Annotated in this window: 8 protein-coding genes; 5 read left to right on the top strand and 3 right to left on the bottom strand. The window is 73.4% G+C overall.

The window, feature by feature from the left end; genetic code table 11:
- Nucleotides 1-68: 68 nt before the first annotated feature.
- Both H1226_RS18340 and H1226_RS18335 read right to left on the bottom strand, forming a co-directional pair.
- Complete coding sequence (locus H1226_RS18340; protein WP_258341832.1) at nt 69-917, bottom strand: class I SAM-dependent methyltransferase; 849 nt, start codon at nt 915-917, stop codon at nt 69-71.
- Nucleotides 918-1,120: 203 nt separating this feature from the next.
- Nucleotides 1,121-3,217: a S9 family peptidase gene (locus H1226_RS18335; RefSeq protein WP_258341831.1), complete on the bottom strand. Its 2,097-nt coding sequence runs from the start codon at nt 3,215-3,217 to the stop codon at nt 1,121-1,123.
- 138 nt (nt 3,218-3,355) lie between these two features.
- On the opposite strand from H1226_RS18335, the gene H1226_RS18330 reads away from it, so the two are divergent.
- Entirely contained in the window at nt 3,356-5,422 is a 2,067-nt protein-coding gene (locus tag H1226_RS18330; protein ID WP_258341830.1) for a glycoside hydrolase family 43 protein, read from the top strand.
- A gap of 75 nt (nt 5,423-5,497) precedes the next feature.
- Here the strand turns inward: H1226_RS18330 and H1226_RS18325 are convergent, their stop codons facing one another.
- The gene (locus H1226_RS18325) at nt 5,498-6,286 is read right to left on the bottom strand and encodes a DeoR/GlpR family DNA-binding transcription regulator (protein WP_224958185.1); all 789 of its coding nucleotides are present in this window, start codon (nt 6,284-6,286) and stop codon (nt 5,498-5,500) included.
- Nucleotides 6,287-6,426: 140 nt separating this feature from the next.
- On the opposite strand from H1226_RS18325, the gene H1226_RS18320 reads away from it, so the two are divergent.
- Genes H1226_RS18320 through H1226_RS18305 form a run of 4 tightly spaced genes read left to right on the top strand, consistent with a single transcriptional unit; the run spans nt 6,427 to nt 11,425 of the window.
- A complete protein-coding gene (locus H1226_RS18320; RefSeq protein ID WP_258341829.1) occupies nt 6,427-7,125 on the top strand; it encodes an HAD family hydrolase in 699 nt (232 codons plus the stop codon).
- 27 nt (nt 7,126-7,152) lie between these two features.
- Entirely contained in the window at nt 7,153-8,211 is a 1,059-nt protein-coding gene (locus H1226_RS18315) for an NAD(P)-dependent oxidoreductase (RefSeq protein WP_258341828.1), read from the top strand.
- Nucleotides 8,208-9,674, top strand: coding sequence for an FGGY-family carbohydrate kinase (locus H1226_RS18310; protein ID WP_258341827.1), 1,467 nt, complete (start codon nt 8,208-8,210; stop codon nt 9,672-9,674). The genes H1226_RS18315 and H1226_RS18310 overlap by 4 nt, the downstream gene beginning before the upstream one ends.
- The gene (locus H1226_RS18305; RefSeq protein ID WP_258341826.1) at nt 9,671-11,425 is read left to right on the top strand and encodes a dihydroxyacetone kinase family protein; all 1,755 of its coding nucleotides are present in this window, start codon (nt 9,671-9,673) and stop codon (nt 11,423-11,425) included. The genes H1226_RS18310 and H1226_RS18305 overlap by 4 nt, the downstream gene beginning before the upstream one ends.
- Nucleotides 11,426-11,427: the final 2 nt, after the last annotated feature.

Raw genomic sequence — 11,427 nt, 5'->3', positions numbered from 1 at the left:
ACGCGCCGGTGATCACGTGCCCGGGCGGGCCCGGCTCGTCGCGTTCCGGTCGGTCGTGCCGGGATCGTTCAATTCTTGCGCGCTCGCGATTCGATCGCGCTGGGGAACCGGATCAGCGCCGCGGTGGAACGGTCGCCCCCGTGATCCAGTTCCTTGGTTTCGACGAGCTGTGCGCCCGGCATCAGTGCGAGGTAGTCGTCGGCGGAACGCAGTCGGGACCATTCGCTGACCGGGATCGCCGCCTCCGCGTATTCCACGAGCACGAAGTAGTGGCAGGATCGCGAGATCGATCGGCAGATCCGGGTCAGCGCCTCTTCGTCGAGCACGTGCATGAGAACCCACACGGAAACGGCGACGTCGAACTTCCGGCCGTTCCACGGGAGGTTCTCGGCCCGGGCCAGCTCGAAATCCACGTTGGTCAGATCGGCGCACGATTCGCGTGCCGCCTCCAGCATTCCGGGGGTCATGTCGAGCGCGGTGACGTGGTCCGCGTGCGCGGCCACCGTCGGGGTCAGGCGGCCGATGCCGCAGCCGACCTCCAATGCGGTGGCGAGCGGGCGGCTCAGCTCTCGGGCCGCGGTCCGCAGGCCCTCCGCCACCGCTTTCCGGGTCCGTTCCGTCGTGTCCGCGTTGTGCTCGGCGGGCTGGGAGGCGCGCATGACGCGGGCCAGCCCGTCCCGGCGGGCCCGCTGCCGCCACTCCTCCGTCACTTCGTCGGTGGAAGCGAGGTGCGTGTTGTTCTGCACGGGAGGATCCCCCTCGGGGTCGGAGTTCGCCGCGGATTCCGCTTCGGCCCGGCGCACGACCGGCGGGCGTGCGGTGCCGAATGGTGGAGTGCGGTGCCGGTGGTCGCGATGGAGTGCGACCCGATTCGTGGCCGGGACTCTAACCGGGGAGGGAACGGGAGCGGAAGTCATCGATAATCGGGGAGGATCATGTTCACTCATTATGATGAAGTGCGGAATGGTGCCGTTCGTCGGCGGTGGTCGAGAATCGGATCCGCGGCGGAAACCAATTCGCCGGCAGCCGGAAGCGGCAACTCGGAAAGATTTGTTGAGTTCGCAAAAAGGGCCTTCGCGGGACAGCCCGCGAAGGCCCTTTCCGGACGACCGGTTCGGGGTCAGGGTTGGCCGCGGCGCTCTCCGCCGAGGGCGGCGCGGAGGAATTCGACCTGGATGAGCAGCAGGTTCTCCGAGGTGGTCTCGTCGGTCGGCATGTGGCTGACTCCGGGCAGCGACAGCATGGTGTGCGGCCGGGCCGCTGCCTGCAGCGCCGCGGACAGCCGCAGCGAGTGCGCGGGGAACACGTTGTCGTCGACGGTGCCGTGCAGCAGCAGCAGGGGCCTGCGCAGGCCGGCGGCGTCGTCGGCGAGCGAGCTCGCCGCGTAGGCCTCCGGGTTGCGCGCCGGGTCGCCGAGGTACCGCTCGGTGTAGTGGGTGTCGTACAACCGCCAGTCCGTGACGGGTGCGCCGGCGATGGCGGCGTGGAACACGTCGGGGCGGCGGAGCACCGCGAGCGCGGCGAGGTAGCCGCCGAAGGACCAGCCGCGGATCGCGACGCGGCCCAGGTCGATCTCGGGGTGCTGCTCGGCGAGCGCGTGCAGCGCGTCCACCTGGTCCTGCAGCGGTGGCTCGGCGAGGTCGCCGCTGATCGCGCGATCCCAGGACGGGCCGCGGCCGGTCATGCCGCGGCCGTCGACGACGACCACCGCGTACCCCTGGTCGGCGAACCACTGCGAGGTGAGGAAGCCCTGGCGCCGGGCGAGGACGCGCTGCGCCTGCGGGCCGCCGTAGGGGTCGAGCAGCACCGGTAGCGGGCCGTCGTCGGGGGTGTGGTCGCGGGGGAGCAGCAGCGCGGTGCGCAACCGGCGTTCGCCGAGCCGCAGCAGCCGCACGTTCGGCACGATCGACGGGTCCTCCGGGTGGGAGGAGATCTCGCCGAGGGCGCGGTGGCCGTCGGTGACCTGGAACCGGGTGTGCTGGGAGTCGAGTCCGGAGTGCGCGTGCAGCAGGGTGCCGCCGGCGCGGGTGGCGCCGTGCACGCCGGGTTCGGTGCTGAGGCGTTCGGCGCCGTCGGCGCCGCACCGGTAGAGGTGGATCTCGGCGGGGTCGTCGGCGGAGGCGGTGATGAGCACGTCCTCGCCGATGTCGACGATGGAGCGCACCTGCAGGCCCTCGGGGGTCCACGGGGCGTCGCCGACGAACAGCCGGTAGCTGTCGCCGTCGACGCCGATGCGCACCAGGTCGCCGCCGGGGTGCCAGGCGGGCCAGCCGGGCTTGATCTCGATCCAGTGCTCGTCGGTGTCGCGGTGCACTTCGCGGGTGCCGCCGGTGGCGGGGTCGACGGCGAGCACCAGCTGTTCGCGCTGGTCCCGGCTCTGCACCGCGATCAGCGGCGGACCGTGGTGCGTCCAGTGCGCGGTGACCAGGTAGGGGTGGCTGCCGCGGTCCCACCGGACTTCGACGGGTGCGGTGTCGACGCCGAGCACGGCGAGCCCGACCTCGGCGTTCGCGGTGCCCGCGGCGGGGTAGCGCAGTTCGCGCGGTGGTCTCGCCGGGTCGGCGGGGTCGGCGAGGTACCAGTGCTGCACGGGTTCTTCGTCGACGTGGGCGGCGAGCACGGCGGTGCCTTCGGGCGACCACCAGTAGCCGCGGTAGCGGGCCATCTCCTCGGCGGCGATGAATTCGGCGGCGCCCCAGGTGGTGGTGGCGTTGCCGGGTTCGGCGAGCGCCCGGTCCCCGCTGCCGTCGGTGCCGATCAGCCGCAGCGCGCCGCCGGAGAGGTAGGCGATCCAGCGCCCGTGCGGGTCGGGTCGCGGGTCGGCGACGGGTTCGCGCGCGGGCAGCTGCTGGACGGCGCCGGTGCCGAGGTCGGCGTGGAAGAGCTTGCCGGAGAGGGTGAACGCGACGTGGGTGCCGGTGGCGTCGGTGGCGTAGCCGGTGATGCCGGTGGCGCGTTCCCGGGACCGCTCCCGCCGGGCCTGCTCCTCGTCGGAGACCTCGTCGTCGACCAGCAGCGCGCCCGGGTCGGCGACCTGGGCCTCGGCGCCGGTCGTGACGTCCCAGCGCCACAGGGCGTTGCTGCGGTCGGTTCCGCTGGCGGAACGCAGGAACAGCACGGTCCGGCCATCGGGGGTGATGGTGAACGTGCGCGGCACGCCGAGGGTGAAGCCCTGGGTGCGCGCGCTGTGACGGGGGAACGAGGGAACGGTGGGCATACCTGCACTTTGCCAGCTTTCGGGGCGTGCTCGGCAGCCAGGTGGTGCGGGCGTGTCGGCCCTTGACAACTCGTGTTGATCAGGGGAAGTGTCACCGCTGGTGCCCGGCTGGGTTCGGTGCGTGACGAGGAGGACCGAATGTCGGTCAGGTGGTCGCGAGTGCGCGGGGTCCTGTTCGCGTTGCCGATCCTGCTGGCGTCGGCGGCGCACGGCGCGGTCGCCCAGCCGCGCCCGGTGAGCGACGCGACCTACTTCAACGATGCGGCGTTGCCTGCGGCCGATCCGTTCGTGCTGCGCGATCCGGGCAGCGGCGACTACTTCGCCTACTCCACCGACGGCGCCGACCCGGGGTACGCGTTCGCGATCTACCGCTCGCCGGATCTCGTGACGTGGCAGCGGATTCCGGGCGGGGCGCTGGACATGGGCGACGGGACGCAGTGGGGCCGGGACTGGTTCTGGGCGCCGGAGGTCTACCACAACCCGGCGACGGGCCGGTACTTCCTGTTCTACTCGGCGCGGTTGCGGGACGGGATCGCCGAGCAGTTCGGGTACGCGGACTTCGAGGAACCGAGCAAGGTCGGGGTGGCGGTGTCGGATTCGCCCGCCGGGCCGTTCCGCAACATCGAACCGGGTCCGATCGACTACCACCCGTACGACCCGGACTACCACGACGTGAACCTGCTGATGGACGCCGAGCAGAAGAAGCCGCCGGAGACGTTGGAGGAGGGGATGACGGCGCCGCTGGGCACCTACATCCCGTTCATCGATCCGAACGTGTTCTTCGACGACGGGCGGATCGTCCTGTACTTCTCCCGCAACGCCTACCGGAACTGGGTGTGGGACCACGGCCTCGGCAAGTACGTGGAGGAGTCGAACGTCCTCGCGGTGGAGCTGACCTCGGAGTGGTGGGACGACCCGGCGGGAGCCACGATGCCGCGGATCGCGCCGGAGCACGTCGACGCCAACCGGGATCCGGCCGATCCGCCGGGGGTGCGCAAGGACGGCTACGTCCCGATCATCGATTACGCCTCCGACCCGCAGGAGTGGGAGAACGCGCACGTCGACGACTACGCGGAGACCGGTGGCGCGGAGAAGGACCGGCGGTGGTCGGAGGGGTCGACGGTGGTGCGTGCGACGGCCCGGGACGGTCGGGCGCGGTACTTCCTGACGTACTCGGCGAACAACTTCGCGAACTCGTTCTACGGGGTCGGTTACGCGGTGGCGGACGATCCGCTGGGGCCGTGGCGCAAGAGCCCGGCGAACCCGGTGCTCGCGCAGGACGCGGGGCAGGGGTTGTACTCGACCGGGCACGGCAGCGTGATCGCGTCGCCGGATTCGACCGAGCTGTACTACGTGCACCACGGGCGGCCGTCGGCGGAGGTCGACCGCAGGCTCTACACCTCGCGGCTGCGCATCGACCCGGACCGGGACGATCTGCGCATCGACGGGACCACCGAGGACCGGCCGGTGCCGTCCGGGGTGGCGCCGTACGCGGTGCGCGCGGACCGGCCGCTGGTGGAGGTGCGCGACGGCGAGGGGGAGGTCGGCTGGCGGGTCGGCACCGCGTCGGGTTCGCCGATGCCGTTGGGGAATCCGCTGAACCGGGTGCTGCCGCGGCTGGATCCGGGCAGCGCGCTGGAGGTGGTGGCCGCCGCCGACGGCGCGGTGCTGCGCGGGACGCCGCGCGGGGTGGAGGCGCTGCGGCTGACCTACCAGCGGGCGCGTTCCGGCGGTGGCCAGGTGGACGTGCACCAGGGCGGTGCTCCGGTGGAGGTGGTGCTGCCGGTGGCGGCGTGCGGTTCCGCGGTGACGGGGCGGCACGACGAGCTGGTGGTGCCGGAGGGCGTGACCTGCCTGCGGGGCGCGGAGGTGCGCGGCTCGGTGCGGGTCGAGCCCGGGGCCTCGCTGCTGGTGCTGGATTCGACCGTCGGGGGGTCGGTGCTGGCGGACTCGCCGGGTTCGGTGTGGGTGTCCGGCGGCCGGATCGGCGGTTCGGTGCGGGTGCGCGGCGCGACCGGTCCGGTGCGGCTGGACGGGACCGAGGTGGGCGCGTCGGTGGTGCTGCTCGACGGCGCGGCGCCGGTGGTGGCGGGGACGTCGATCGGTGGCGGGGTGCGGTGCCGGGGGAACGCGTCGGCGCCGGTGGACGAGGGGCGGCCGAACTCGGTCGCCGGGTCGCGGGCGGGGGAGTGCGGCGCGGTGTAGCCCAGGCCGGCAGCACAGGTGTTATCAGCTCGGGTGTTAAACCGACCAGGGAGCGTGTGATGCCCGCCGGGGTCGTCAGCCGACCGGGACCAGCCGCACCTCGGAGTGCTCCCGCATGGAGTCGACGAGCGCGGCGTCGAGCTCTCCGGCCAGCAGCGCGTGGTCGAAGTCGGCGACCGGGGCCAGCCGGTGCAGCGCGGCACGCCCGACCTTGCTGGCGTCCATCATGAGCACCCGGGTCGTCGCGCAGCGGATCATCGCGCGCTTCACCAGCACGATCTCCTGCTCCTGGTGGAAGGTCATCTGCGCGTTCATCGCGGAGGTGGACAGGAACATCAGGTCCACCGACAGCCCGCTGATCATCTCCTGGCAGGGCAGGCCGATGTAGGAGTCGTGGGTGCGGGAGTACTCGCCGCCGATGCTGATCAGCCGCACGTCCGGCGCCTCGCGCAGCACCTCGTGCACCTGCCGGTAGTTGCTGACCACGGTCAGCGGTCCGACGTCGGGCAGCAGCCGGGCGAGGGCGAGCGCGGTGGTCGAGTCGTCGAGCAGCACCGACATGCCGGGGCTGATCAGCGGCAGCGCGGCGGCGGCCAGCGCCTCCTTCTCCCGGGTGTGGGTGTGCAGCCGGAAGTCGGAGCTGCTCTCGAACACCGTGGACGGTTGCGCGGAGACGCCGCCGTGGAACTTGCGCAGCAGTCCGCGCCCGGCGAGGTCGTCGATGTCGCGGTGCACCGTCATGAGGCTGACGCCGGTGAGCGTGGCGAGTTCCGCTGCGCTGGCGAAGCCGCCCTGCACGACGTGGTCGATGATCCGCTGCTGGCGCAGGAGCCGGGGGGACTGCTTCTTCGGTGCGGACGCCATGGCCGACATCTTGCCTCCTGGAGGTGCGCGCCCGAGCGCGGCGGGGCCGGAACGGAGCACTTCATATCACCGCGCTGGTGACATTTAACTATCTCACTGTTAATTTGAACGTCAACGTTGAGCGGGTGGGAGGTAGGCCGATGACGCAGCCCGACGGTTCGCCGGGGGTGCACCGCGCCGTCGTGTTCGACATGGACGGGGTCCTGGTCGAGAGCGAACACCTGTGGGAGCGGATGTGGGCGCGGTTCGCGGCCGCCCGCGGCTGCGGCTGGACCGCGGCGGAGACCGCCCAGGTGCAGGGCATGAGCGCCCCCGAGTGGGCCGCGTTCCTCGCCGCGCACACCGGCGGCCCGGAACCGGTCGCCGAGGTCGAGCGGATGGTCGTCGACGACATGATCGCCGCCCTCGACGCGGGCGAGGTCGCGATGCTGCCCGGCGCCGAGCGGATGGTGCTGGAGGTCTCGGCCCGCGCCCCCATCGCGCTGGCCTCCTCCGCGCCGCGCCGGGTCATCGACGCCGTGCTCGACCGGCACGCGCTCGTCGAGCACTTCTCCGCCACCGTCTCCAGCGCCGAGGTGCCGCGCGGCAAGCCCGGCCCGGACGTGTACCTGGCGGCAGCGCGCGGGCTGGCGGTCGACCCGGTGGCCTGCCTGGCGGTGGAGGACTCCAGCAACGGCCTGCGCGCCGCGGCGGCCGCCGGGATGACCGTGCTGGCCATCCCCAGCCCCGACTACCCGCCGGCCGCGGACGCGCTGGCCGCCGCGTCCTTCGTGGCATCGGACCTCGACGAGGTGCGGGTCCGGCTGCTCGAATCGTTGACGACGCCCGTAGCGGGCTGATCGCATCGGACAAAGGAGTCTGCAGCAATGACCGAGGTCCTGGCCGCGGGGGACCGCTTCGTCGGCCCGCAGCTGTTCGTCGACGCGCTGACCGAGCAGGCGCCCGGGCACGAGTTGAGCTTCCGGACCCTGGCCACCGGCTGGCCGGTGGAACCGTTCGGCCCGGTCGGCGGGGTGCGGGAGGCCAGCGGGACCGAGCAGCAGCTGCTCGATGCCCTCGGCGGCGCCGAGGTCCTGCTGACCCAGATGGCGCCGGTGACGGCCGGCGTGCTGGCGAAGAGCCCCGGCCTGCGGTTCGTCGGCGTCGCCCGCGGCGGCCCGGTGAACGTCGACCTGGCCGCCGCCACCGAGGCCGGGGTGGTCGTCGGCTTCACCCCGGCCCGCAACGCGGCCGCCGCCGCCGAGTTCGCCGTCGGGCTGGTCCTGGCTTCGCTGCGCCGCATCGTCGACTCGGACGCCGAGCTGAAGGGCGGCCACTGGCGCGGCGACTACTACGCCCACGAGAACGCGGGGCTCGAACTGGAGGGGGCGACCGCGGGCCTGGTCGGCTACGGCGCGATCGGGCGCAGGGTGGCGCGGGTGCTGTCCGCGTTCGGCGCGGAGGTGCTGGTCGCCGATCCGTTCGCGGACCCGGAGCAGGTGGCCGCGGACGGCGTGCGGCTCGTCGAGCTCGACGAGCTGCTGCGCGCCAGCTCGGTGGTGAGCCTGCACGCCCGGCTCACCCCGGAGACCGAGCACCTGCTCAACGCGGAGAACCTGGCGCTGCTGCCGAAGGGCGCGGTGCTGGTGAACTCGGCGCGCGGCGGGCTGCTGGACTACGCGCCGCTGCCGGAGATGCTGCGCTCGGGGCACCTGGGCGGGCTGGCGCTGGACGTCTACGACGTGGAGCCGCCGCCGCGCGACTGGCCGCTGTTCGACGCCCCCAACGTGATCACCACGCCGCACCTGGCCGGGGCGACCCGGCAGACCGCGGACCGCGCGGCGGCGATCGTGGCCGCCGACGCGGCGCGCTATCTCGCGGGCAGGTGGCCGCGGCACGTGGCGAACCCGGAGGTGCTGGGGCGGCTGGAGGACCTGCGACCATGATCGTCGGAGTCGATGTCGGCACCTCGGTGACGAAGGCGTCGCTGCTGGGCCGGGACGGCTCCGCGCGAGTCACCCGCAGCACGCGCAGCACCCTGCACCGCTCGCCCGGCGGGCGGGTGGAGCAGGACCTCGACGAGGTCGTGGATTCGGTGATCAGCGTGGTGCGCTCGGTCGCCGCCGAGGCGGACGTCCCGGTGCAAGCGCTGGCGATCACCGGGCAGGGCGACGGGTTGTGGCTGCGCGACGCGGCCGGGCGGCAGGTCGGGCCGGGACTGTCCTGGTTGGACGCGCGGGCGGCGCCGGTGCTGGACCGCTGGGAAGCGCGGGGCGTGCTGCGCGAGGTGCACGCCCTGACCGGTTCGGGCATGTTCCCGGGTTCGGCGGCGCCGCTGCTGGCGCACGTGGCCGAGCACGAGCCGGAGCGGCTGGCCCGCGCGGAGGTCGCCGGCTACTGCGTGGACGCGATAGTGCAACGGCTCACCGGGCGGATCACGGTGGACGCCTCGGACGCTTCGCAACCGTTCCTGGACGTGCCGACCCGCACCTACAGCACGGCGGCGCTGCGGGCGTGCGGCCTCGCGGAGTTCCGCGGGCTGCTGGCCGAACCGGCGCCGCCGGGTGAGCTGTTCGCGCTGGACGCGCGCAGCGCCGCGCAGCTCGGCCTGCCCGCGGGCCTGCCGGTGTCGGCGGGCCCGTTCGACCTGCCCGCCTGCGCCTTCGGGTCCGGCACGCGCGACCTGGGCGACGGGGCGCTGGTGATCGGCACGACGCTGGGCTGCCAGGTGCTGGGCGACCAGGTCACGATCGACCCGGCCGGGGACGCCGCGGGCATGTGGCTCGCCACGCCCAGCCCGGACCGGGTGCTGCGGGTGATGCCGGCGATGGTGGGCACCGCGAACCTGGACTGGGGGCTGCGGATGGTCGGGGCGAGCGTCGCCGACCTGGAGGACCTGCTGGCGGCGAGCCCGCCGGGTGCCGGTGGGGTCGCCGCGCTGTCCTTCCTGTCGTCCTCCGGCGAGCGGGCCCCGTTCGTGGAGCCGCGGGCCAGCGGCCAGTTCACCGGGCTGTCGCTGGACACCTCGCCCGCGGACCTGGTGCGGGCGCTGTGCGAGGCGGTGGCCTACGCGGCGCGGCACAACCTGGAGGCGGCCGGGCTGACCGGTGAGGTCGCGGCCTGCGGCGGCGGGGCGCGGTCGGCGTCTTGGAGCCGGATCTTCGCGAGCGTGCTCGGCAGGCCGCTGCACGTCCCGAAGGAGGAGGGCGTCGGCGCGCGGGGCGCGGCGATGACGGCGTGGGATTCGCTGGGCGAACCGGTGGATCGCGAGGAGTGGGCCACCGCCCGGCACGTGGTCGAGCCGGATCCGGCGGTGGCGGAGTTCTACGAGCGCGGATATCGCGCATACCTGGAATCGATAGAGCGGGCCCGGCCGGTGTGGCGGTCGGGGGGAGGAGTGACCCGATGACTCGTCTGTACGACGATCCGGCGACGTTCACCGAGGACGCGGTGGCGGGGTTCGTCGCCGCGAACCCCGGGTACGTGCGCGAGGTGCGCGGCGGGGTGGTGCGGGCGCGCCGGGCCCGCCGCGGCAAGGTCGCGGTGGTCACCGGTGGCGGATCCGGGCACTACCCGGCGTTCTGCGGCGTGGTGGGACCGGGTTTCGCCGACGGCGCGGTGGTGGGCAACATCTTCACCTCGCCGTCCGCGGAGGACGCCTACTCGGTGGCGAAGGCCGCCGACACCGGTGCCGGTGTGGTGTTCTCGTTCGGCAACTACGCCGGGGACAACATGAACTTCGGCCTGGCCGTGGAGCGGCTGCGGCGGGAGGGGATCTCGGCGCACAACGTGGTGGTCACCGATGACGTGGCCAGCGCCCCGGCCGACGAGGCGGGCAAGCGGCGCGGGGTGGTGGGCGACTTCGTGGTGTTCAAGGTCGCCTCGGCCGCCGCGGAGGAGGGCTACTCGTTCGACGAGGTGGTGCGGGTCGCCGAGCACGCCAACGCCCGCACCCGCAGCCTCGGGGTGGCCTTCGCGGGCTGCACCCTGCCGGGCAGCGGGCAGCCGCTGTTCGAGGTGCCCGCGGGCCGGATGGGCCTGGGGCTGGGCATCCACGGCGAACCGGGTGTGTCCGAAGTGGACATGCCCTCGGCGTCGGAGCTGGCGCGCGAGCTCGTCGAGGGCGTGCTCGCCGAAGCTCCCGAGTCGGCCGGGGAGAAGCCGCGGGTCGCGGCGATCCTCAACGGGCTCGGCGCCACCAAGTACGAAGAGCTGTTCGTGGTGTGGAAGACCGCGTCCCGGCTGCTGGCCGAGGCCGGCGTGGAGGTCGTGGAGCCGGAGGTCGGTGAACTGGTCACCAGCCTCGACATGGCCGGGTGCTCGCTCACCCTGACCTGGCTGGACCCGGAGCTGGAGCGGCTCTGGCACGCCCCGGCCGATTCCCCCGCCTACCGCAAGGGAAGCATCGTCGAGTCCGATGTGGACGACGACGTCGTGGCCGAGGCGACCGAGGTCGTCGAAGCGGCGACCGCGGTCGCCCCGCAGGCCGGGCAGGACACCGCGGCGCTCGTGGTGCGGGGGCTGCGCGCGATCAGCGACCTGCTGCACGAGCACGAGGACGAGCTGGGCAGGCTCGACGCGGTGGCCGGCGACGGCGACCACGGCCGCGGCATGTCCCGGGGCAGCGGGGCCGCGATCGAGGCGGCGGAACGGGTCGCCGCCGACGGCGCCGGACCGGCCGCGGTGCTGGTCGCCGCCGGGGACGAGTGGGCGGCGAAGGCCGGGGGCACCTCCGGTGCGCTGTGGGGCGCGGGACTGCGCTCCTTCGGCGACCTGCTGCCCGACGACCGGGAGCCCACCGCCGAGGACCTGCTGGCGGGCGCCCGCGCCGCGCTCGAATCGGTGCAGCGCTTGGGCCGCGCCGAAGCGGGCGACAAGACGCTGGTGGACGCGCTGATCCCGTTCGTCGACGAATTCGCGGCGGCGGTCGGCGACGGTGCCGGCCCCGCCGACGCGGTGGGCCGCGCGGCCCGGGAGGCCACGGCCGCCGCCGCGCGCACCGCCGAACTGACCCCGCGCACCGGGCGGGCGCGCCCGCTGGCCGAGCGCAGCGTCGGCACCCCCGACCCGGGGGCGACCTCGCTGGCGATGGCGCTGAACCGGGCGCTGGAAGTCCTCAGTGGACGTGAAGTGGAACTCGACGCGACAGAGGTGAAGTGACG

The organism is Saccharopolyspora gregorii (assembly GCF_024734405.1).
GTDB lineage: Bacteria > Actinomycetota > Actinomycetes > Mycobacteriales > Pseudonocardiaceae > Saccharopolyspora_C > Saccharopolyspora_C gregorii.
This window is presented reverse-complemented; position numbering and strand designations above follow the sequence as displayed.

Excerpts from the sequence above, each read along its gene's own strand:
- H1226_RS18340 (WP_258341832.1), bottom strand. The coding sequence starts at position 917 with ATGACTTCCGCTCCCGTTCCCTCCCCGGTTAGAGTCCCGGCCACGAAT.
- H1226_RS18335 (WP_258341831.1), bottom strand. The coding sequence starts at position 3,217 with ATGCCCACCGTTCCCTCGTTCCCCCGTCACAGCGCGCGCACCCAGGGC.
- H1226_RS18330 (WP_258341830.1), top strand. The coding sequence starts at position 3,356 with ATGTCGGTCAGGTGGTCGCGAGTGCGCGGGGTCCTGTTCGCGTTGCCG.
- H1226_RS18325 (WP_224958185.1), bottom strand. The coding sequence starts at position 6,286 with ATGGCGTCCGCACCGAAGAAGCAGTCCCCCCGGCTCCTGCGCCAGCAG.
- H1226_RS18320 (WP_258341829.1), top strand. The coding sequence starts at position 6,427 with ATGACGCAGCCCGACGGTTCGCCGGGGGTGCACCGCGCCGTCGTGTTC.
- H1226_RS18315 (WP_258341828.1), top strand. The coding sequence starts at position 7,153 with ATGACCGAGGTCCTGGCCGCGGGGGACCGCTTCGTCGGCCCGCAGCTG.
- H1226_RS18310 (WP_258341827.1), top strand. The coding sequence starts at position 8,208 with ATGATCGTCGGAGTCGATGTCGGCACCTCGGTGACGAAGGCGTCGCTG.
- H1226_RS18305 (WP_258341826.1), top strand. The coding sequence starts at position 9,671 with ATGACTCGTCTGTACGACGATCCGGCGACGTTCACCGAGGACGCGGTG.